At 62.4% G+C, this 20,200-nt stretch carries 22 protein-coding genes; 16 read left to right on the forward strand and 6 right to left on the reverse strand.

Going from position 1 to position 20,200, the window contains the following annotated elements; genetic code table 11:
- The first annotated feature begins 38 nt into the window (after positions 1–38).
- Both CAG00_RS02080 and CAG00_RS02085 read left to right on the forward strand, forming a co-directional pair.
- The gene (locus CAG00_RS02080; protein ID WP_085663352.1) at positions 39–824 is read left to right on the forward strand and encodes a 2-keto-4-pentenoate hydratase; all 786 of its coding nucleotides are present in this window, start codon (positions 39–41) and stop codon (positions 822–824) included.
- 108 nt (positions 825–932) lie between these two features.
- On the forward strand, positions 933–1,166 hold the full coding sequence (locus tag CAG00_RS02085; protein WP_085588058.1) for a hypothetical protein: 234 nt from the start codon (positions 933–935) through the stop codon (positions 1,164–1,166).
- Between the two features lie 1,002 nt (positions 1,167–2,168).
- Here the strand turns inward: CAG00_RS02085 and CAG00_RS02100 are convergent.
- A complete protein-coding gene (locus CAG00_RS02100) occupies positions 2,169–2,546 on the reverse strand; it encodes a termination factor Rho (RefSeq protein WP_075045548.1) in 378 nt (125 codons plus the stop codon).
- 289 nt (positions 2,547–2,835) lie between these two features.
- Here CAG00_RS02100 and pstS point away from each other — a divergent pair, with 289 nt between their 5' ends.
- The 11 genes from pstS (at position 2,836) to CAG00_RS02155 (ending at position 13,249) form a co-directional block, all read left to right on the forward strand.
- Complete coding sequence (pstS, locus tag CAG00_RS02105) at positions 2,836–3,867, forward strand: phosphate ABC transporter substrate-binding protein PstS (protein WP_085663354.1); 1,032 nt, start codon at positions 2,836–2,838, stop codon at positions 3,865–3,867.
- A gap of 72 nt (positions 3,868–3,939) precedes the next feature.
- Entirely contained in the window at positions 3,940–4,905 is a 966-nt protein-coding gene (gene pstC, locus CAG00_RS02110) for a phosphate ABC transporter permease subunit PstC (RefSeq protein ID WP_023661148.1), read from the forward strand.
- A complete protein-coding gene (pstA, locus tag CAG00_RS02115; RefSeq protein ID WP_024086822.1) occupies positions 4,905–5,798 on the forward strand; it encodes a phosphate ABC transporter permease PstA in 894 nt (297 codons plus the stop codon). Before pstC ends, pstA begins: the two co-directional genes overlap by 1 nt.
- 75 nt (positions 5,799–5,873) lie before the next feature.
- Positions 5,874–6,635, forward strand: coding sequence for a phosphate ABC transporter ATP-binding protein PstB (gene pstB, locus CAG00_RS02120; RefSeq protein WP_031324478.1), 762 nt, complete (start codon positions 5,874–5,876; stop codon positions 6,633–6,635).
- Positions 6,636–6,728: 93 nt separating this feature from the next.
- On the forward strand, positions 6,729–7,427 hold the full coding sequence (locus tag CAG00_RS02125) for a hypothetical protein (protein WP_085663355.1): 699 nt from the start codon (positions 6,729–6,731) through the stop codon (positions 7,425–7,427).
- The gene (locus CAG00_RS02130; RefSeq protein WP_085663356.1) at positions 7,427–8,026 is read left to right on the forward strand and encodes a hypothetical protein; all 600 of its coding nucleotides are present in this window, start codon (positions 7,427–7,429) and stop codon (positions 8,024–8,026) included. Before CAG00_RS02125 ends, CAG00_RS02130 begins: the two co-directional genes overlap by 1 nt.
- Positions 8,027–8,186: 160 nt before the next feature.
- Positions 8,187–8,741, forward strand: a complete 555-nt coding sequence (locus CAG00_RS02135; RefSeq protein ID WP_013972148.1) for a helix-turn-helix domain-containing protein — start codon at positions 8,187–8,189, stop codon at positions 8,739–8,741.
- A gap of 27 nt (positions 8,742–8,768) precedes the next feature.
- A complete protein-coding gene (locus CAG00_RS02140; protein ID WP_085663357.1) occupies positions 8,769–10,115 on the forward strand; it encodes a glutamine synthetase family protein in 1,347 nt (448 codons plus the stop codon).
- Between the two features lie 84 nt (positions 10,116–10,199).
- A complete protein-coding gene (locus CAG00_RS02145) occupies positions 10,200–10,973 on the forward strand; it encodes a gamma-glutamyl-gamma-aminobutyrate hydrolase family protein (protein ID WP_025339571.1) in 774 nt (257 codons plus the stop codon).
- A 69-nt stretch (positions 10,974–11,042) separates the two neighbouring features.
- Complete coding sequence (locus CAG00_RS02150; RefSeq protein WP_085663358.1) at positions 11,043–12,401, forward strand: aspartate aminotransferase family protein; 1,359 nt, start codon at positions 11,043–11,045, stop codon at positions 12,399–12,401.
- Positions 12,402–12,694: 293 nt separating this feature from the next.
- On the forward strand, positions 12,695–13,249 hold the full coding sequence (locus tag CAG00_RS02155; protein ID WP_025339569.1) for a helix-turn-helix domain-containing protein: 555 nt from the start codon (positions 12,695–12,697) through the stop codon (positions 13,247–13,249).
- A gap of 31 nt (positions 13,250–13,280) precedes the next feature.
- Here the strand turns inward: CAG00_RS02155 and CAG00_RS02160 are convergent, their stop codons facing one another.
- Positions 13,281–14,051 (reverse strand): SDR family NAD(P)-dependent oxidoreductase, encoded by a 771-nt coding sequence (locus tag CAG00_RS02160; protein WP_085663359.1) that lies wholly within the window; start codon positions 14,049–14,051, stop codon positions 13,281–13,283.
- A 158-nt stretch (positions 14,052–14,209) separates the two neighbouring features.
- Here CAG00_RS02160 and CAG00_RS02165 point away from each other — a divergent pair, with 158 nt between their 5' ends.
- From CAG00_RS02165 to CAG00_RS02175, 3 genes are read left to right on the forward strand one after another with little or no spacing between them, the layout of a single operon-like run.
- Entirely contained in the window at positions 14,210–14,731 is a 522-nt protein-coding gene (locus CAG00_RS02165; RefSeq protein ID WP_085663451.1) for a chalcone isomerase family protein, read from the forward strand.
- Positions 14,732–14,774: 43 nt separating this feature from the next.
- Positions 14,775–16,301: a cryptochrome/photolyase family protein gene (locus CAG00_RS02170; RefSeq protein WP_085663360.1), complete on the forward strand. Its 1,527-nt coding sequence runs from the start codon at positions 14,775–14,777 to the stop codon at positions 16,299–16,301.
- Positions 16,298–16,480, forward strand: a complete 183-nt coding sequence (locus tag CAG00_RS02175) for a DUF2256 domain-containing protein (protein ID WP_075045543.1) — start codon at positions 16,298–16,300, stop codon at positions 16,478–16,480. The genes CAG00_RS02170 and CAG00_RS02175 overlap by 4 nt, the downstream gene beginning before the upstream one ends.
- Here CAG00_RS02175 and CAG00_RS02180 read toward each other — a convergent pair.
- From CAG00_RS02180 to CAG00_RS02195, 4 genes are read right to left on the reverse strand one after another with little or no spacing between them, the layout of a single operon-like run.
- Entirely contained in the window at positions 16,418–16,906 is a 489-nt protein-coding gene (locus CAG00_RS02180; protein WP_085616096.1) for a DUF2878 domain-containing protein, read from the reverse strand. The two genes, CAG00_RS02175 and CAG00_RS02180, sit on opposite strands and share 63 nt — an antisense overlap.
- On the reverse strand, positions 16,906–18,168 hold the full coding sequence (locus tag CAG00_RS02185) for a cyclopropane-fatty-acyl-phospholipid synthase family protein (RefSeq protein WP_085663361.1): 1,263 nt from the start codon (positions 18,166–18,168) through the stop codon (positions 16,906–16,908). Before CAG00_RS02185 ends, CAG00_RS02180 begins: the two co-directional genes overlap by 1 nt.
- Positions 18,143–18,952 (reverse strand): DUF1365 domain-containing protein, encoded by an 810-nt coding sequence (locus CAG00_RS02190; RefSeq protein ID WP_085663362.1) that lies wholly within the window; start codon positions 18,950–18,952, stop codon positions 18,143–18,145. The genes CAG00_RS02185 and CAG00_RS02190 overlap by 26 nt, the downstream gene beginning before the upstream one ends.
- A complete protein-coding gene (locus CAG00_RS02195) occupies positions 18,949–20,196 on the reverse strand; it encodes an NAD(P)/FAD-dependent oxidoreductase (RefSeq protein ID WP_085663363.1) in 1,248 nt (415 codons plus the stop codon). Before CAG00_RS02195 ends, CAG00_RS02190 begins: the two co-directional genes overlap by 4 nt.
- Positions 20,197–20,200 lie beyond the last annotated feature (4 nt).

The raw sequence follows: 20,200 nt of genomic DNA on the forward strand, positions 1-20,200 counted from the left end.
ATCTGTTGCCCGCCATCGCCCATCAATCAAGAGGTCTTATGAACAATTCGCTCTTCATTCCCCAGCGTACCGCGGCATTGTTGCTGCAGCACTGGCTTAGCGGTGAGCTGCTGGCGGAACTGCCCGCCAGCCTCAAACCCGAGACGTTGAAACAGGGCTATGACAGCCAGGACGAGTTGTTTGCGGCCGCCGCAGGCCAGCGCGCCGGGTGGAAGCTGGGTGTCGGCAGCCCCGCAGCCATGCGTGCAGCCAATTTGTCCCGGCCCTTGATTGGCCAGTTGGAGGCGGGGCGTTGTCATGCTGGTGGTGTGCATATCCGGTTGCCGGCAGTTACACCGGTAACCATCGAATGCGAGGTCGCCTTCGTACTGGATCGCGATATTCCACCCCAGGTTGGGCGGGTGCCAGCCAGCGAAGATATTCGCGCAACCTGCGTCACCTTCGAAGTGGTGCGCTCGCGCTTCGTCGATCGCAAGATTGTTGGGTGGCCAAGCTTCGTGGCGGACAACGTTGGGTTTGAAGCGCTGGTGATTGGCAACAGCCTGGCAGCAGGCATCGATGTGCCGTTGCTGGCTGACCTGGCCGAAACCACCGAGGTATACGTAGACGGCCAGTTGCGGGCGCGGGGCTTGTCTGGCGATGCGGCGACCGACCCGTTGGCATCGCTGGCCCACCTTTATGCGCATGCCGCCGAACGTGGCCAGACCCTGAAAGCAGGCGATGTGGTGACTACAGGGGCCATGTGCCAGCCATTCGACCTGAACGAAACAGGGCATCAGGTTAGCGCCAGGTATCTTGGCCAGGAGCTGTTGTTTACGCTGTAGCGATGCCCCAGCCTTTTCGCGGGTAACCACGGCGTTGCGATTGTTTGTATGAGTCACCTTGATGCTTTCCCTTAGCGGTACTAATACTAAGAGACTGCCGGGAGGGGGATGAACATGCAGACGCGCTTTGTTGTGGTTCCCGCTGTGCCGCTCAAGAAAGAGATTTACCCGCGTAGTCTTGGCTTTCCCGCGACGTTAGGGGAGGGTTATGACCTTTATGACACACAAGAAAAGCTGCGCCTGACCTTCAACTACCCGACACGCGCCGAGGCGGAATTCGTATGCGCGTCCCGCAACAGTTGCCGGGATGCCGACGCGGCGGATATCGCCGGGATTGGTTGATGCAGTTGAAGCTTCGCGGAACTTGAGTGCGATGCGGTCCAGGTGGGCGCAACTGACTTGCTCAATTTTTTGAGACGTGCGCGGTCCCTGTGGGAGCGGGTTCACCCGCGAACACCGGCGTAGCCGGTGCCATGCACCGCGTTGCATTCTTCGCGGGTAAACCCGCTCCCACAGGGTTCGCGCCTGGCCCAAGATCGGCACCATTCCTGTAAAGGCCATAGCCTTGCCCAAGGATCGTGAAGCTTGCACGGCTCGGTGTGGGAGCGGGTTCACCGCGAACACCGGCGTAGCCGGTGCCATGCACCGCGTTGCATTCTTCGCGGGTAAACTCGCTCCCACAGGGATCGCGCCTGGTTCAGGGTTGGCGCCATTCCTGTAAAGGCCATAGCCTTGCCCAAGGATCGTGAAGCTTGCACGGCTCGGTGTGGGAGCGGGTTCACCCGCGAACCGGCGTAGCCGGTGCCATGGACCGCGTTACATTCTTCGCGGGTAAACCCGCTCCCACAGGGATCGCGCCTGGTTCAGGGTTGGCGCCATTCCTGTAAAGGCCATAGCCTTGCCCAAGGATCGTGAAGCTTGCACGGCTCGGTGTGGGAGCGGGTTCACCCGCGAACCGGCGTAGCCGGTGCCATGGACCGCGTTACATTCTTCGCGGGTAAACCCGCTCCCACAGGGATCGCGCCTGGCCCAAGATTGGCACCATTCCTGTAAAGGCCATAGCCTTGCCCAAGGATCGTGAAGCTTGCACGGCGCGGTGTGGGAGCGGGTTCACCCGCGAACACCGGCGTAGCCGGTGCCATGCACCGCGTTGCATTCTTCGCGGGTAAACCCGCTCCCACAGGGATCGCGCCTGGCCCGAGATCGGCACCATTCCTGTAAAGGCCATAGCCTTGCCCAAGGATCGTGAAGCTTGCACGGCTCGGTGTGGGAGCGGGTTCACCGCGAACACCGGCGTAGCCGGTGCCATGCACCGCGTTACATTCGCCGGGCCGGGGGCTTGTGTCATGCGTGTTTGAGCGCTTCCACCAATTGTGCCTTGGTCATGGTGGAGCGCCCCTTGATGTCTTTGCTGCGCGCTTCCTTCATCAGGCTCTGCTTGCTCTGGGTTTCCAGGGAACTGCCCGATGTGCGGGAATGACCCTGGCGTGACTTCGCTGCCCGTTTGGCCGAGTCCGAGCGAGCAGTTTTCTTCTCGCTGGAAGAGGTGGCCTTGCCCGAGCCGCCTTTCTTCTCGCCACCACCGGACTGTTTGTTGACGGTGGCCCAGGCGCGTGCTTCGGCCTGGTCTTCCGGCACGCCTTTGTGCTCGTAGCTTTCCTCGATATGTTCGGCCTTGCGCTTCTGCTTGTCGGTGTACTTGTCCTTGTCGCCGCGTGGCATGGCATTCACTCCCGTCTGGTTCGCATGAGCGGTTGAATGCCGCGGCAACACCCGAGTACCCCGTAATCGACCAGCGGTGCCAGGAAACCTGTCGCCCACTCGAAACAGTCATTCAACCGACACATCGAGGCCTTAGGGTTGAGACAGGAACCCGTCCAGGGCTCTGCTCACTGATGTTGCCGTGATGGCGCCGCCAGACGGCTCTACCGTGCGGCTTGCCATTCATTGGTCACAAAGCTGTAACATTGCTGCTGCAAAGTGTGCCGGCCATCACACGGAGCGCTTTTCGATGATACGCCTGATGAAGTCTGCTGCACTCGCCGTTGCCGTTTCGCTTTGCGCCACTTCGGCATCCTTCGCCGCAGAGAACGTCCGCCTGACCGGTTCCGGCGCCAGCTTCCCGGCACCGATCTACCTGACCTGGTTCAAGGCCTTCAGCAAGGAAACCGACGGTGTCACCGTTGACTACCAGTCCAAGGGGAGCGGGGCGGGTGTTCAGGACTTTCTGAACAAGACCGTCGACTTCGCCGCCAGCGACTCGGCAATGAAAGCCGAAGAAATCGCCAAGGTCGGCGAGGGCGTGCAGTTGCTGCCAATGACCGCCGGTGAAATCGTCCTGGCTTACAACCTGCCGGGCAACCCTAAAGGGCTGAAGCTGCCACGCGATGTGTACTCCAACATCTTCCTCGGCAAGATCACCCAGTGGAACGACCCGCAGATCGTCGCGGCCAACCCTGAGCTGAAACTGCCAGCCACCCCGATCACCGTGGTCGTGCGTGCCGACTCCAGCGGTACCACTGCGGTATTCACCAAGCACCTGTCGGCCATCAACGCTGACTTCAAGCAAGCGCTGGGTGAAGGCAACACCGTCAACTGGCCGGCCAGCGACAAGTTCATCAAGTCGCCGAAGAACGACGGCGTAACCGCCACCGTCCGCCAGACCCCAGGCGCCATCGGCTACATCGAATACGGCTTCGCCAAGCTGGCCAAGGTCGACTTCGCCCAGCTGCAGAACAAGGCCGGCCAGTACGTCGTGCCGAACGCCGAGAGCGGTGCCGAGGCGCTGGCTGCGGTGCAGATGCCGGAGAACCTGGTGGCCTGGCTGCCTGACCCGGACGGTGCCAAGTCCTACCCGATCACCTCCTACACCTGGATGATCTTCCGCAAGGACAACGGTAACCCGGCCAAGGCCAAGGCCATGCGCGAAATGGTCGAATACAGCCTGACCAAAGGCCAGAAGATCGCCGACTCGATGGGCTACATCCCGCTGCCAGCGTCGGTTGTCGATCAGGTACGCAAAGCGTCCGCCAACATCCAGTAACACGCCCAGGCGCTCCCGGTGTGGTCTGGCGGCCATGCCGGGTGTGTTTGCCCTCTGTCCCGGAACTTGCCAATGAACACTCCTTTTGCCATCCCGGCTAACCCCGACTCTGCGTGCCAGCCACCGTCTGCGAAAGACTTCCTGGTTGATCGCACCTTCCGTGCGCTTGCACGCATCGGTGTGGTGCTGGTGCTGGCGCTGGTCTTCGCGCTGGTCTACGAAGTGGGCCGCAAGGCACTGCCAGGCATCGAGAAGCACGGCTTTGACGTGCTGTTCGGCAGTGTCTGGGACGTCAACCAAGGCAAGTACGGTATTCTGCCAGCGATCTGGGGCACCCTCTACAGCGCCCTGATCGCCCTGTTGATCGCCGGTTTCTTCGGCGTCAGCATGGCCATTTTCCTGACCCAGGACTTCCTCCCGGCCCGGCTGGCGGCGGTGTTCCGCACCATCGTCGAGCTGCTCGCTGCCATCCCCAGCGTCGTCTACGGCCTGTGGGGGATCTATGTGGTCATCCCGGCCATTCGCCCGCTGACCACCTGGCTGAACAGCGAACTGGGCTGGATTCCCTTTTTCGGTACTTCCCTGAGCGGCCCGGGGCTGCTGCCTGCCGCGCTGGTACTGGCGATCATGATTCTGCCGACCATCGCCGCCGTTTCGCAGGACGCCCTGACCAGCGTGCCGATGAAGACCAAGCAGGCCGCCTACGGCCTGGGCGCCACCCACTGGGAGGCCATCCTCAAGGTAATGGTGCCATCGGCAGCCACTGGCATCTTCGGTTCGCTGGTGCTCGGCCTGGGCCGTGCGCTGGGTGAAACCATGGCGCTGGCCATGCTGGTGGGTAACGCCAACAACATTTCCCTGTCCTTGTTCGCCCCGGCCAACACGCTGGCGGCCTTGCTGGCGCTGAACTTCCCGGAGGCCGGCCCGAACGAGATCGAGGTGCTGATGTACGCGGCACTGGTACTGATGTTCATCACCCTGGCGGTGAACGTACTCGGCTCGATGATCATGCTCTACGCCCAGCGGGGTAACAAATGATGACCAACCTCACCACCCCTGCAAACGCGTTGCCCAGCCTGCAGCGCAAGCTGGAAGGCCGTTCCCTGCGCAGCCTGGTGTTGACCACGCTGGCATGGTTCGCGGCACTGGTGGCCAGCGTGCCGCTGATTTCCGTGCTGTACATGCTGATCACCCGCGGCGGCGCACGCCTCAACCTGGAGGTGTTCACCGAGTTGCCGCCCACCGGCTTCGAGATGGGCGGGGGCTTTGGCAACGCCATGGCCGGTACTTTCGTCATGGTCGGCATTGCTGCCGCCATCGCCGTACCGGTCGGTATCCTGGCCGCGGTGTTCCTGGCCGAACTCGGCCCGGACAGCAAGCTGGCCAACGCCGCGCGCTTCGCCGCCAAGATGCTCACCGGCCTGCCGTCGATCCTGGCCGGCGTGTTCGCCTACGCCTTGGTGGTGATGACCACCGGCACCTACTCCGCCCCGGCAGGTGGTGTGGCCCTGGCGGTACTGATGCTGCCCATCGTCGTGCTGACCGCTGAAGAGTCGATGAAGATGGTGCCCAAGATCATGAAGGATGCCGCCTACGGCATGGGCTGCACCCGTGCCCAGGTGATCTGGAAAATCGTCCTGCCCACCGGCCTGCCGGCCATCCTGACCGGCGTCATGCTGGCCGTGGCCCGTGCCGCCGGCGAGACCGCGCCGCTGCTGTTCACCGCGCTGTTCAGCAACTACTGGATCCTGCATGACGGCGACCTGGCAGTCATGAACCCGACGGCCTCGCTGGCCGTACTGATCTACAACTTCTCCGGCATGCCATTCGACAACCAGCTCGAGCTCGCCTGGGCGGCCTCGCTGGTACTGGTGATGATCGTGCTGGTAATCAACATTCTGAGCCGAGTATTCGGCAAGCCCAAGTATTGAGAAAGGGAGCATCCGACCTTGAACGTATCCACTGCGCCAAAAGCCGCTCCCGTGGTCAGCGAAGCCCCCATCGTCATGGACTGCAAGCTGGACAAGATCTTCTACGGCAACTTCATGGCCGTTCGCGACAGCCATGTGCCGATCCGCAAGAACGAGATCACCGGTTTCATCGGGCCGTCCGGCTGCGGCAAGAGTACCGTGCTGCGTAGCCTCAACCGCATGAACGACCTGGTGAAGGGCTTCCGCTTCGAAGGCCATGTGCACTTCCTGGGCCAGGATGTCTACGGCAAGGGCGTCGACCCTGTGGTGGTGCGCCGCTACATCGGCATGGTGTTCCAGCAGCCCAACCCGTTCTCGATGAGCATCTTCGACAACGTCGCCTTCGGCCTGCGCCTGAACCGCTACAAGGGCGACATCGGCGACCGCGTCAAGCACGCACTGCAGGGTGCCGCGCTGTGGGACGAGGTGAAGGACAAGCTCAAGGTCAGCGGCCTGGCCCTGTCCGGCGGCCAGCAACAGCGTCTGTGCATCGCCCGCGCCATCGCCACCGAGCCGGAAGTGCTGCTGCTGGACGAACCCTGCTCGGCACTCGACCCGATTGCCACCCGCCGGGTGGAGGAGCTGATGGTCGAGTTGAAGAAGGACTACACCATCGCCCTGGTGACCCACAACATGCAGCAGGCGATTCGTGTGGCCGACACCACCGCGTTCTTCTCGGTCGATATCTCCAAGGGCACCCGCACCGGCTACCTGGTCGAAATGGGCCCGACCACGCAGATTTTCCAGAACCCGCGTGAACAGCTGACCGCCGACTACATCAGCGGCAAGTTCAGCTGAGGCCGTACCTGCCAAGGTGGCCGGGTGTTGCAGCCAGGAAGGCTGCAACACCCGGCCGCATTACCTTCCGCCAAGTGTTACCAGGGATTTCCAATGCCAGCGACGCGTCGTCTTGATCTGCCAGCGGTAGAGCGCGCACTGCGTGAGGTGCAGGCCCGCTTTGCCGAACTCAGCCAGCATTTCACCGAACCGCGGGATCCATTCACCGACGAGGTGCTGCTGAATGTGGTTGAAGGCTATGCCCTGATTGACGACTATGTCGCCCGGGGTGTCGACCTTTTCGACCTGCAGCAGCTGAACCTGATGCTGGAGATCAATGCCACCGTGCTGTGCGGCAGCGACCCGGCACGCAGGCTGGAATTTGCCCCGCACCTGGCGGCGACCGAGGCGCACTTTTTCAACAATGTGGAGGGCGGCATCAAGGACCTCTACAACTGGTATTGCTCGTATGGCAGCGACTCGATCTGGAAGCGCGCGGCGGGTGTCTACGTTCGAATTCTGAGCAAGCCGCAGTTGTTCATCGAAGGCAACAACCGCACAGGGTCGCTCATTGTCAGCTACTTGCTGATGCGCGCGGGGCTACCACCATTCGTGCTGTCGCTGGACAACGCCGAGGGTTACTTCAACCCGTCTTCGGTCATACGCAACTCCGCCAAGCATGGGGTCAAGGCTTTGTACGAACTACCCAAGATCAAGAAAAAGTATGCAGCTTTCCTTGAAGCGCACGCGCCCGAGCCCGGCAAGTTCTTCCTGAGCGGCACATCCATGCCTGCGCGCGAGAGGTGCCGCTGATGCAAAGCCCTTCTCTGTTCCAGCGCGGGCGGCAAGCCCTCGAGCGCACGTTCAATCGCCCGCAGGTACGCATTTCGTTCGATATCGACGACACGCTCGCCTGCCAGGCCGAGCACGCCGCCGCCGAGCACAGCAAGCTGCCGGCGTTCGTCCACCGCTGGTTGGGTGAACCCCTGCGCAGTGGCACGCGCTCGCTGATCCGCGACCTGCGCCGCCAGGGTTGCAGCATCTGGATCTACACCTCGTCGGGGCGCACGCCGTCCTACATCCGCCGTTGGTTGATGCTCTACGGTATCCGCGTCGATGGCGTGGTCAACAGTGACCGGCACCAGCATATCCTGGCCGTGAACGGGCTTGAGAATGCGCCTTCGAAGTTGCCGTCGGCCTTCGATATCGACCTGCATGTCGATGATTCCGAGGGCGTGCGGCTGGAAGGCGTCGACCACGGTTTTCGCGTGGTGGTGGTGTGCCCCAAGGATGAGAACTGGGCGCAGAAAGTGATGGATGCGGCGGTCGATGTCCAGGCACAGCTGGCCTGGCAGCAACCGCACCGCTATGAAATGCCGGTACGGCAGCGTTCGCAGGCCCTCGCTTCCTGAGGGCTTCAAGGTACTTTTCTCGTTACGCCTCTTCGCTACTTGTTGCCCCCCCATACCTCCATTCGCGGCTTCCCATTTTCAGCTTCGGCTTGACTCGTGAAATTTTTCATGTAATTTTTCATGAAAAATAACTCTAATAATTTCACGGCAGTCTCAAACGATGAAGATGCACGAAGAGGTTGAAGCCCTCGCGATCCTTATTCACGACCTGCGCAAATTCAAGAACCTGACCCTGGGCGAACTGGCCGAGCGCATCAACCGCTCGGTCGGCTTTCTGTCCCAGGTCGAGCGCGGTGTTTCGCGCCCTACCGTGGCCGACCTCACCGCCATCAGTGAAGCGCTCGGCGTATCCACCGCGTACTTCTACAACCTGAGCAAGCCGCGCAGCGTCAGCTGGGTCACGCGCCCCCACGAGCGGCGCACGCTGTACCTCGAGTCGGGCATTACCGATGTGCTGGCTTCGCCCACCATTGGCGGCGCGTTCTCCATGCTCGACAGCCATCTCGAGCCAGGCGCCAGCAGTGGCGAGCTGTACCTGACTGACCGTTCCGAGCAGGGCTGTTTCGTGCTCGAAGGCGAACTCACGGTCTGGCTGGACCACGGCGACGCCGTGACCCTGCAGGCCAACGACTGCTTCCAGCTGCACCCCCACGCGCAGTTCCGTTACGCCAACCTGACGGAAAAAACCACCCGCGTGCTCTGGGTCTTCAACTGAATTCGTTCACCTCACAAGGACAAGAAGATGAGTGTCGTCTTTCCGGATCTGCTGACTGAAGTGCGCTCGTTCCGAGCGCAGCACCCAGAAATACGTTATGTCGACCTGATTGCGCTGGATATTCCCGGGCACTTCTACGGCAAGCGCTACCCCATGGACATGCTGGAAAAAGTCGCAGCCGGCGCGCCGCTGAAGTTGCCGCAGAACTGCGTGCTGCTGGGCACCCAGGGTGGCCTCTACCCGATCGGTGACTACTGCTTCGCCGACGGCGACCCGGATGCCGCCCGCCGCCTGGTGCCGGGTTCCCTCAAGCCGGTGCGCTGGGAAAAGGAACCGATCGCGCAGATGCTCATCACCTCCGACGGCACTGCCAAGCCCATCGAGTTCGAGCCCCGTGAAGTGCTGGCCCGGGTGATCCAGCGCCTGGCCAGGCGCGGCATTCGCCCGGTGGTGGCCTTCGAGCTGGAGTTCTACCTGTTCGACCGCAAGCTCGACAACGGCCTGCCACAGTACCCACGCGACAAGGCGACCGACGACCACGACGACCAGCCGAACATGCACATCGAGCGGTTGTCGCGTTTCGCACCGGTGCTGCACGAGATGGTCGATGGCGCCAACGAGCAGGGCGTGCCGGCGAACGTCATCACCGCGGAGCTGGGCCCAGGCCAGTTCGAGATCAACTTCTCGCACAGCGACGATGCCATGAGCGCTGCGGACTGGTCGGCGCTGTTCTGCCGCAGTACCCGCGGTATCGCGATGAAGCACGGCTACCGAGCCAGCTTCATGAGCAAGCCGTACCTCGACGCGCCGGGCAGCGGCATGCATGTGCATGTCAGCCTGTACGACAACGCCGGCAACAACATCCTGGCCGGCGATGACCAGCGCAAGCTGCGCCATGCGGTGGCAGGGTGCCTGGAGCTGCTGCCGCACTGCATGCCGATCTTCGCCCCCAACCACAATGCCTACCGCCGTTACGGCGCCATGGTCAACGCGGCGAGCAAGGCCAGCTGGGGTTTCGAAGATCGCGATGCGTGTATTCGCATCCCCGAGTCCGACCCGCGCAACCTGCGCATCGAACACCGCCTAGCCGGTGCCGATGCCAACCCGTACCTGGTGCTGGCGGCCATCCTGACCGGGATGGAGCATGGCCTGGAACGTGGCGTCGAGCCCATTGCCCCGCTGAACGACAACCGCCAGAGCGGCATCGAGTTCCCCAAGGATGCCTTCAGTGCCCTGGCGGCCATGCGTCACCACCCGGAGGTGAACGAGGGCCTGGGCAGTGAATTCGTGATGGTCTACTGCGAAAACAAATACCAGGAGCAACTGGACTTCATGCGCCACATCGATGCCCGCGAATACCGCTGGTTCCTGTAGCTGCCGGGGTTGGTGCAGCGCCGCTGCACCCTGCCTTTCTACCGTTTCAATACAACGCGCAATATGGATTTGCCGGAGGAAGATATGCCACGTGTGCCCGTTATCGGCATTACCGCATGCACCAGCATGATCGAGCTGCATGCAACCCAGACCATCAGCGAGAAGTACGCGCGCGCGGCGGCCAAGGCAGCGTGCGGGCTGCCCATCGTGATACCCAGCCTCGCAGACCTGATGGACAGCGCCGATATTCTCGACGTGGTGGATGGGCTGATCTTCACCGGTTCGCCGTCCAACATCGAACCGTTGCACTACAACGGCCCGGCCAGTGCAGCGGGCACCCATCACGACCCGCTGCGTGATGCCACCACCTTGCCGCTGATGCGTGCGGCCATCGCCGCCGGTGTGCCGGTGCTCGGCATCTGCCGTGGCTTCCAGGAAATGAACGTGGCGCTGGGTGGCACCCTGCACCAGAAGGTGCATGAGACCGGCATGTTCATGGACCACCGCGAAAGCAAGGGTGAGCCCATCGAAAAGCAGTACGGCCCGCGTCACGCCCTGCATATAGAGCCCGGCGGCATGCTCGACCGCATGGGCTTGCCGGCGGTCATCGATGTCAATTCCATCCACGGCCAGGGCATCGATGTACTGGCCCCCGGGCTGAGGGTGGAGGCGCTGGCACCCGATGGCCTGGTGGAAGCGATTTCGGTCGAGAACAGCAAGGGTTTTGCCCTGGCTGTGCAATGGCACCCCGAGTACCAGGTCATGGACAACCCACATTACCTGACCATCTTCCAGTCCTTTGGCAAGGCCTGCCGGCATCGCTCGGTATTGCGCCAGATGCTGTTGAAGTCCGCCTGACAGCGATCTATCCCAATTACAAAAAAGTACCTGCGTAGCACGGCTGCGCAGCTTGATGGAGTGAAGTCAATGAGTGAGCAGAATTCCCAGACCCTCGCCTGGCAAGCCATGAGCCGCGACCACCACCTGGCCCCGTTCAGCGATGTTCGGCAACTGGCCGAGAAAGGCCCGCGCATCATCACCTCGGCCAAGGGTGTGTACCTCTGGGATAGCGAAGGCCGCAAGATTCTCGATGGCATGGCCGGGCTGTGGTGCGTGGCGGTGGGCTATGGGCGCGATGAGCTGGCCGACGTCGCCAGCCAGCAGATGAAGCAGCTGCCGTACTACAACCTGTTCTTCCAGACCGCGCACCCGCCCGCGCTGGAACTGGCCAAGGCGATCGCCGACGTGGCCCCGCAAGGCATGACCCATGTGTTCTTCACCGGCTCCGGCTCCGAAGGCAACGACACCGTGCTGCGCATGGTCCGCCATTACTGGGCGCTCAAGGGCCAGAAGAACAAGAAGGTGATCATCGGCCGCATCAACGGTTACCACGGCTCCACCGTGGCCGGCGCGGGCCTGGGCGGCATGAGCGGCATGCACCAGCAGGGCGGGCTGATCCCGGATATCGTGCATATCCCGCAGCCGTACTGGTATGGCGAAGGCGGCGACATGACCGAGGCCGACTTCGGCGTGTGGGCGGCCGAGCAGCTGGAGAAGAAGATCCTCGAAGTTGGCGTGGACAACGTTGCCGCCTTCATCGCCGAACCGATCCAGGGCGCTGGCGGGGTGATCATTCCACCGCAGACCTACTGGCCGAAGGTGAAGGAGATTCTGGCCAGGTACGACATCCTCTTCGTCGCTGACGAAGTGATCTGCGGCTTCGGCCGTACAGGCGAGTGGTTCGGTAGCGACTACTACGACCTCAAGCCCGACCTGATGACCATCGCCAAGGGCCTTACCTCCGGCTATATCCCCATGGGCGGCGTGATCGTGCGAGATGAAGTGGCCAAAGTTATCAGCGAAGGCGGCGACTTCAACCACGGCTTCACCTATTCCGGCCACCCGGTGGCGGCTGCGGTGGGCCTGGAGAACCTGCGGATACTGCGTGATGAAAAGATCATCGAGCAGGTGCACGACAAGACCGCGCCTTACCTGCAACAACGCCTGCGCGAGCTGGCCGACCACCCGCTGGTAGGCGAGGTACGCGGCCTGGGCATGCTCGGCGCGATCGAGCTGGTGAAGGACAAGGCCACCCGTGCGCGTCATGAAGGCAAAGGTGTCGGCATGATCTGTCGCCAGCATTGCTTCGACAACGGGCTGATCATGCGTGCCGTGGGCGACACCATGATCATCGCGCCGCCGCTGGTGATCAGCATCGAGGAGATCGACGAACTGGTGGAGAAGGCCCGCAAGTGCCTGGACTTGACGTACGAGACTGTTCGCTGAGCGTCTGGTCAAGGCAGTTACCCCCACCTGATCGGTTGCGCGGTCCGGTGTAGGAGCGGCCTTGTGTCGCGATGGGCTGCAAATCAGCCCCGGCAATTTGTGCATCTGCGCTGAAACCCAGGGGCTGCTTTGCAGCCCATCGCGACACAAGGCCGCTCCTACAAGGGCCCGCGTCAACCGACCAGGCATATCTTCGCCGGCTCGTGCAATGCCGCGAAGTATCTTGCTTTGTGAAATGAATCATGTACTTTTCAGGGCATCAATTTTTCCCATCCGAAAGTCGCGATTCAACCATGAAAGTGCACGAAGAGATCGAAGGCCTGGCCGTACTGATTCGCGACCTGCGCAAGTTCAAGGGCCTGACACTGGGCGAACTGGCGCAGCGCATCGGCCGTTCGGTGGGCTTTCTGTCCCAGGTCGAACGGGGCGTATCCCGCCCAACCGTGGCCGACCTCACGGCTATCAGCGAAGAGCTCGGCGTCTCCACGGCCTATTTCTACAAGCTGGACCAGCCGCGCGAACTCGAGTGGGTCACCCGCCCTCACGAGCGTCGTACCCTTCACCTGGCCGGTGGCATCACCGACGTGCTGGCATCCCCCACGATAACGGGCGCGTTCTCCATGCTCGACAGCCACCTGGAGCCTGGGGCCAGCAGTGGCGAGGAGTACCTGGACGACAGCTCGGAGCAGGGCTGCTTCGTGCTCGAAGGCGAACTGACCGTATGGCTGGATGGCGGCGAGCCGGTAACGCTGCGCGCCAGTGACAGTTTTCAGCTGCAACCCCACGCAAGTTTTCGTTACGCCAACCTCACCGACAAGCCCACCCGCGTGCTCTGGGTGTTCAGCTGACAAGAGAAGCCAAGCCATGCTGGCTTTGGCGTCACCAGGCAATCGGTGTGCCGTCCCACGCCCAGAATGTACCGCTCTGGTCGGGGCCGTGTCGGCTCACCAGCGCTAGGATGCATGTCGCTGCAAATGCCGGCGAGAACAGTTTTCCCGGCGGTACATTGCCCTGAAAGGGTTGGGAAAGGCGGGTGTCGGTGGTCCCGGGATGCAGCAATAGTACTGTGGAAACAGGGTTCAGTCGCTTGAGTTCGATGCTCGCAGTGTGCAGAAGCTGGTTGAGCGCGGCCTTGCTGGCGCGATAGCTGTACCACCCGCCAAGATGGTTGTCGCTGATCGACCCGACCCGCGCCGACAGTGCCACATAGGTCATTGGTTGCTGTCGCAACAAGGGCAGCAAGTGCCTGAGCAGCAGGACAGGGGCGAAACAGTTGGTCGTGAAGCTGGCCAGCAGCCCAGCCATGTCCACCTGTGTCAGCGCTTTTTCGGCCCGTGCGGGTGCCTCTTGCAGCACGCCAAGCGTACACAGTACAAGGTTCAGCTGGTCGCAGCAGGCGCCCACCCGTGCCGCCAGTGTTTGCAGTGCCACTTCGGAACACGCGTCGCAGTCGATGCGAACCAACTGTCTTGGGTGCTCGGCGAACAAAGCATCCAGCGCAGGGCTGCTGGTGGCATGTCGCGAGACGGCAAACACCCGCCCGATGTCGGCGCGCCCCAGCAACTGCGTGCACAGTGCAAGGCCGATTCCCTGGCTGGCTCCGCAGACCAGTACGTTGGCGGGAGAGTGAAGGTCATTGATAAGGCTCACTGAACTGCCTCCTTTTCCTGGCACCACCGTATGTCCGCCTGTTCACCACTTACGCCGACATGTCGCTACGGGGTAGATACGTAAAATTGTACAATATGGCTAAAATCTGTACATAATTAACAATGTTGTACAGGTATTTTGGAGTGCTCGAGGTTACCATGGGGCGCACTGCTCGTTGGACCTGGCTTTGCCTGCTACTGACAGGCCTGTCCGAGGCGGCGGACTGGCGAGCAGAGCTCCCGGGGGCGCAACGGCTGGGCTCCGGTGAGTTCACCTGGTTCGGCCTGCGTCTTTACACCGCACAGCTATGGGCAGCAGGTCCGGTTCAGGGCTGGAACCGGCCTTTTGCCCTTGAACTCGCCTATCACCGAACGCTGTCCAGAGACATGCTGGTGAAGGCCAGCCTCGAGGAAATGTACCGCCTGGATCCTGATAGCCTGACGCCGCAGCGGCGCGCGGCGTGGTCCCAGGCCATGCAGCAGGCGTTCGTGGATGTACGCCCTGGGATGCGCATCACCGGCTTGTACATGCCGGGGCAGGGCTGCCGCTTCTACGTCGATGGCAAACTCAGCCGGGCGGTCGCCGACCCCGTTTTTGCACGGGCGTTCTTCGCCATCTGGCTCGATCCACGGGCCAGGGATCAACAACTGCGTCAGCGTCTGCTGGGGGGCATGCCATGAATCTGCATAGCGGTAACGCTGACCAGCCAGGGGGATCCTGAAGATGCGCCTGGGTCTGGTACTGGGTGACCAGCTGTCCTTCGATCTGGCCAGCCTCAACGCCCTCGATCCTGCCCGCGATGCTGTGCTGATGGCAGAAGTGGAAGGGGAAGCCAGGTATGTGCCGCATCATCCATTGAAGATCGTCCTGATCTTCAGCGCCATGCGGCACTTCGCCCAGGCGCTGCGCGAGCGCGGTTGGCAGGTGCATTATGTGCAACTTGATGATGACGGCAACAGCGGAACCATCGTTGGCGAGTTGCGGCGCTGGCAGCAGGCCCTGGGAGCCACGCATATTCACCTGACCGAGTGCGGAGAGTGGCGCCTGGAGCAGGCGTTGCGCGATGCCGCACTGCCGCTTGTGTGGCATCGCGACACGCGATTTCTCTGTTCTCGCGAAGCCTTCGCGCGCTGGGCCCGGGAGCGCGGCCAACTGCGCATGGAGTACTTCTACCGTGGCATGCGCAAGCGTACCGGTCTGCTGCTGGAGCCTGACGGCAGCCCGGCAGGTGGAACCTGGAATCTCGATGGCGACAATCGCAAGGCCTTGCCCCGCCAGCTGCGTGGCCCCTTCGCCGCGCATTTCGAGCAGGACGAGATCACGGCAGCGGTAATAGCCCTGGTACGCCAACGCTTCAGCGACCACTACGGAGCCATCGACTGTTTCGACTACCCGGTGACCCATGCCGAGGCAAGGCAGCTCTGGCAACACTTTCTGGATTTCGGCCTGGCAGCTTTCGGTGACTACCAGGATGCGATGGCCGAGGGCGAGCCGTACCTGTTCCATGCGCGCATCAGTGCGGCGCTGAACATCGGGCTTCTGGACGTACGTTGCCTGTGCGAGGAGGTCGACAAGGCCTGGCGCGAGGGGCGAGTACCGCTCAATGCAGCAGAGGGCTTCATCCGCCAGTTGATCGGCTGGCGCGAGTATGTGCGCGGCATCTACTGGCTGCGCATGCCGGAGTATGCGGCGCTCAACTACCTGGGCAACGAGCGAGCGTTGCCGGAATTCTACTGGACCGGGCGCACCCGCATGCGCTGCATGGAGCAGGCCATCGGCCAGACCCTTCGCCTGGGCTACGCTCACCATATCCAGCGGCTTATGGTCACCGGCAACTTCGCCTTGCTGGCCGGTATCGCCCCAGCCGCGATCTGTGAGTGGTACCTGGCGGTCTACATGGATGCCTTCGACTGGGTCGAGCTGCCCAACACGCTTGGTATGGTGATGTACGCCGACGGCGGCTACCTGGGGTCCAAGCCTTACTGCGCCAGTGGTCGTTATATCCAGCGCATGTCCGACCATTGCAAGGCGTGCAGTTACAGGGTTGACCACGTGACCGAGGTGGATGGCTGCCCGTTCAATGCCTTGTATTGGCATTTTCTGATTCGCCATCGCTCGGAACTTTCGGCTAACCCGCGTCTGGCGCTGGTCTATCGAAGCCTGGATGGCATGGCGGCTGACCGTCGCGATGCCGTGTGGCAGCGTGGCCAGTCACTGCTGGCACAACTCGATGCGGCGCAGCCGATATGAAAAAGGGTCTTTTGCCCAGCAAGATCTGCGTAGTGTGTGGGCGGCCGTTCAACTGGCGCAAGCGCTGGGCGCGTTGCTGGGCGCAGGTGCGCTACTGCTCCGAACGATGCCGCAAGTCAGCACCGCACCGCGAGGCGCGCGAGCAAGGGCAGGGTAGCGGCCCATATCGGCACCAGTAACAGGCCGGTTTCCAGCGTGCCCATGGGCAAGTCGACATTTGCCAACCTCGCCCCGCTCAGATAGGCCAGAGGGCCGCCAACTGCACCCACCAGCGCACCGAGCCGCCAGTGCCTGTCGGCCCATGCCAGGCTGTGGCGCATGCCGCTGGCCAGCACCAGCCACAGCAGTGCAAGCCACAGCGGCAGTGGCCAGGTGTCGAAACCGAACACGCCCAGCGCGCCCAGCACGCTGTCCAGCACACATCCCACCGGCGTTACGCGCAACAGCGCCTTGACCTCTGCGTGGACGTCCGGGCACAGGCTCAGGTGCACGGCCAGGCCAGGAATCACAAGCAACGACAGGAAGGTTTTTTCGGCCCCCAATACGCATAGCCACCAGCCAGCCTGTAGCCACAAGGCATTGGCGAGCAGCCAGCGACGGCTCATCAGGCACTGCCAGGCAAGGGCGCGCGCCGTGCCTGGGGCGCTGCCCAGAGCAGATGCGCGACACCGATGGCGCGCTCCTCAAAACCGCCTTGGCAGTAACACAGGTAGAATTCCCACAGGCGCTGAAACATGTCGTCATAGCCCAGGTCCGTCAACGTAGCGCGTGCCTGGCGCAGGTTTTCTCGCCAGTGTCGCAGGGTGCGGGCATAGTCCTGGCCGAAATCTTCCATGTGCAAGAGGTTGAGTGCGGTGTGCCGGCTGGCAGTTTCCAGCAACACGCTCAACGAAGGCAGGGCGCCACCGGGGAAGATGTAGCGCTGGATGAAATCGACCGACCGCCGCGCCTGTGCATAGCGCTGATCGCGGATGGTGATCGCCTGCAACAGCATCAGGCCGTCTGGCTTGAGTAGCGAGGCGCACTGTCGGAAATACACCGGCAGGTAACGGTGGCCGACAGCCTCGATCATCTCGATCGAGACCAGTTTGTCGAAGGTGCCTTGAAGATCGCGGTAGTCTTCGCGAAGCACTTTCACGCGCTGCTCCAGCCCCAGGGCCTGAACGCGTTGCAGGGTATGGCTGTACTGCGCCTCGGAAAGCGTGGTGGTGGTGACCTTGCAGCCATATCGGGTGGCGGCGTGGATTGCCAGGCTGCCCCACCCGCAGCCGATCTCCAGCAGATGGTCGGCAGGGCACAGTTCCAGCTTCTGGCAGATGCGCTCCAGCTTGTGCAACTGAGCTTGTTCCAGCGTCTGTTCAGGGTGTTCGAACCGGGCTGCCGAATACATCATGGTGGGGTCCAGCAGCCGCTCGAACAGGGCATTGCCCAGATCGTAGTGCGCCAGGATATTGCGGCGGGCACCGCGCCTGCTGTTGCGGTTGAGTTTGTGCTGCAACCGCAGGGCAGGGCGGCCGAAGCGGGCCAGGCCACCCTCGAGGGTGTCAAGTACCTCAAGGTTTGCGACAAACAGGCGAGTCACCAGCGCCAGGTCGGGACTTCGCCAATAGCCGTGGATGTAGGCTTCGCCAGCACCGATCGAACCATTGCCGGCTATCAGGCTCCAGGTGATGTCATCAAGGATTTCCACCTCGGCCTGCAGCGGGCTGTCGGCGTCACCGAAGCTCCATTGCTGCCCGTGGCTGAGCAGGCGCAAATGGCCATGGCGCAGCCTGCCCAGGCTGGCGAGCACGGCGTTTCGTGCCAGGCCACCGAACAACGGCCCGAGGCCGGCGAACTTGCTAACGCTCAGGGTGGGGTTCGACATCATCAGGGTCCTCGCAGGAATGGCCGAGCGCCAGGTCACTCTGGCTGGGCGTGTGGTCATGGATGGGCGTGCGTTTGAACAACAGGCGCAGTGCCTGCCAGTAGATGGCCGCGACGGTGCGCAGGCTCATCCAGGGGAAGGCCAGTACGTATCGGTGCACGGCGGCTTTATCCAGCGGCTGGCGCTGCAGGGCCAGGTCGGCCTCGAACACCTTGCTATCGGCTTGCCAGTTCTCCATGTGGATGCGCACATGCTCTGCGTCCAGGGCAAAGTGCAAGCGATAGTCCATGTGCAGTGGCATGAAAGGCGACACATGAAAGGCCTTGGTGACAGTGAAGGGACTGGCAAGGTTTTCGCTGACCGGCAGCACGTAATGGAAGCGTTCGCGCCATGGCGTGTTTCGCACCTCCAGCAGGATTGCCGTCAGTCGTCCGTCGCGGTCATGGCAGAAATAGAAACTGACCGGGTTGAACGACAGCCCCCAGCAACGCAATTGCGTGAGCAGGTGCACCGGCCCCTCAGGCATCTCTCCCGTCGCGTTGTGCACCAGCGAACGTGCAGCCTGGGCCAGCGTCTCGCCGCGGCGGGTCCGAGCTGGCAGGTAATCTGCCGGGTGCCAGCTGAGCGGCGCCAGACGCCAGCGCCACAGCCAACGTGACAGGCCTGTCAGCCAGGCTTGCTCGTCCAGGTCCAGGTAGAACATGCCGATCCTGTAGCGGAAGGCGTGGGGGCGCGGCGCCAGGCGCCGGTGGCTGACCCAGCCTACGCAAAGGCTGCTGTTCACAGGTGCTCTCCGAAATGCGCGGCTACCTTCAACGCACTGACCACGCCATCCTCGTGAAAGCCGTTGCCCCAGTAGGCGCCGCAGAAGTAGCTGTGGCGATAGCCCTGCAGCTGTTCCTGGCGCGCCTGCGCGGCGCACGCCGCAAGGCTGTATTGCGGATGGTCGTACTGGAAGCGGGCAATGATCTGCGCCGGATCCACCAGCGCGGTCTGGTTGAGGCTCACGCAGAACGTCGTCGGTGCCTGGATGCCTTGCAGAATGTTCATGTTGTAAGTCAGCGCGGCAGGCGCCTGCTGTGGCCCGCCGAGCCGGTAGTTCCAGCTGGCCCAGGCGCGTTTGCGGCGGGGTAGCAGACGGGTATCGGTGTGCAGCACCACATCGTTGCTGGCATAGCCGATGGCGCCGAGCACTTCCCGCTCCTGCACGCTCGGCGCTTCCAGCAGCGCCAGGGCCTGGTCGCTGTGGCAGGAAAACACCACATTGTCGTAACGTTCGGTACCGGCAGCGCTCATCAGGGTGACGCCACCTTCGTCGCGGCTGACCCGGTAAACCTTGCAGTCGAGGCGGATGCGCCCGGCAAACGGTCGGCACAGCGGACCGACATAGCTGCGCGAGCCCCCTTCGATCACGCGCCACTGTGGGCGTTGGTTGACCGACAACAAGCCGTGGTTGCGACAGAACCGCACAAAGAACGCAAGTGGGAAGCCGAGCATGTCCGCGCGGGACATCGACCATATCGCCGAGCCCATCGGTACGATGTAATGATCGATGAAGCGCTGCCCATACCGCTGCACCTGGAGGTAGGCGCCCAGGGTAGCGTTGGCATCGATACGCTGGTTATCCAGGTCGGCGAGCGCCTGACGGTTGAAACGCAGAATGTCCCTTAGCATCCCCCAGAACCCCGGGGACACCAGGTTGCGGCGTTGGGAAAACAGGGTGTTCAGGTCGTGCCCGTTGTATTCCAGGCCGGTGGCCGGATCATGCACGGAGAAACTCATTTCGGTCGGCCGCGAGGCGACTTTCAGGTGCTCGAGCAAGCGTATGAAGTGCGGATAGGTCCAGTCATTGAATACGATGAAGCCGGTATCTATTGCATGGCGTTCACCCTGCCAGATCACGTCGAGGGTATGCGTGTGGCCCCCGATCCATTGCTCGGCTTCGAAAACCGTAACCTCATGCCTGCGTGACAGCAGATGAGCGCAGGATAGCCCTGCGATGCCGCTGCCGATTATTGCTATACGCATGGAT

The organism is Pseudomonas sp. B5(2017), assembly GCF_002112825.1.
GTDB lineage: Bacteria > Pseudomonadota > Gammaproteobacteria > Pseudomonadales > Pseudomonadaceae > Aquipseudomonas > Aquipseudomonas putida_Z.

Bases quoted from the DNA above. Each gene is read 5' to 3' on its own strand.
- CAG00_RS02080 (WP_085663352.1), top strand. From the start codon at position 39: ATGAACAATTCGCTCTTCATTCCCCAGCGTACCGCGGCATTGTTGCTG.
- CAG00_RS02085 (WP_085588058.1), top strand. From the start codon at position 933: ATGAACATGCAGACGCGCTTTGTTGTGGTTCCCGCTGTGCCGCTCAAG.
- CAG00_RS02100 (WP_075045548.1), bottom strand. From the start codon at position 2,546: ATGCCACGCGGCGACAAGGACAAGTACACCGACAAGCAGAAGCGCAAG.
- pstS (WP_085663354.1), top strand. From the start codon at position 2,836: ATGATACGCCTGATGAAGTCTGCTGCACTCGCCGTTGCCGTTTCGCTT.
- pstC (WP_023661148.1), top strand. From the start codon at position 3,940: ATGAACACTCCTTTTGCCATCCCGGCTAACCCCGACTCTGCGTGCCAG.
- pstA (WP_024086822.1), top strand. From the start codon at position 4,905: ATGACCAACCTCACCACCCCTGCAAACGCGTTGCCCAGCCTGCAGCGC.
- pstB (WP_031324478.1), top strand. From the start codon at position 5,874: ATGGACTGCAAGCTGGACAAGATCTTCTACGGCAACTTCATGGCCGTT.
- CAG00_RS02125 (WP_085663355.1), top strand. From the start codon at position 6,729: ATGCCAGCGACGCGTCGTCTTGATCTGCCAGCGGTAGAGCGCGCACTG.
- CAG00_RS02130 (WP_085663356.1), top strand. From the start codon at position 7,427: ATGCAAAGCCCTTCTCTGTTCCAGCGCGGGCGGCAAGCCCTCGAGCGC.
- CAG00_RS02135 (WP_013972148.1), top strand. From the start codon at position 8,187: ATGAAGATGCACGAAGAGGTTGAAGCCCTCGCGATCCTTATTCACGAC.
- CAG00_RS02140 (WP_085663357.1), top strand. From the start codon at position 8,769: ATGAGTGTCGTCTTTCCGGATCTGCTGACTGAAGTGCGCTCGTTCCGA.
- CAG00_RS02145 (WP_025339571.1), top strand. From the start codon at position 10,200: ATGCCACGTGTGCCCGTTATCGGCATTACCGCATGCACCAGCATGATC.
- CAG00_RS02150 (WP_085663358.1), top strand. From the start codon at position 11,043: ATGAGTGAGCAGAATTCCCAGACCCTCGCCTGGCAAGCCATGAGCCGC.
- CAG00_RS02155 (WP_025339569.1), top strand. From the start codon at position 12,695: ATGAAAGTGCACGAAGAGATCGAAGGCCTGGCCGTACTGATTCGCGAC.
- CAG00_RS02165 (WP_085663451.1), top strand. From the start codon at position 14,210: ATGGGGCGCACTGCTCGTTGGACCTGGCTTTGCCTGCTACTGACAGGC.
- CAG00_RS02170 (WP_085663360.1), top strand. From the start codon at position 14,775: ATGCGCCTGGGTCTGGTACTGGGTGACCAGCTGTCCTTCGATCTGGCC.
- CAG00_RS02175 (WP_075045543.1), top strand. From the start codon at position 16,298: ATGAAAAAGGGTCTTTTGCCCAGCAAGATCTGCGTAGTGTGTGGGCGG.
- CAG00_RS02180 (WP_085616096.1), bottom strand. From the start codon at position 16,906: ATGAGCCGTCGCTGGCTGCTCGCCAATGCCTTGTGGCTACAGGCTGGC.
- CAG00_RS02185 (WP_085663361.1), bottom strand. From the start codon at position 18,168: ATGTCGAACCCCACCCTGAGCGTTAGCAAGTTCGCCGGCCTCGGGCCG.
- CAG00_RS02195 (WP_085663363.1), bottom strand. From the start codon at position 20,196: ATGCGTATAGCAATAATCGGCAGCGGCATCGCAGGGCTATCCTGCGCT.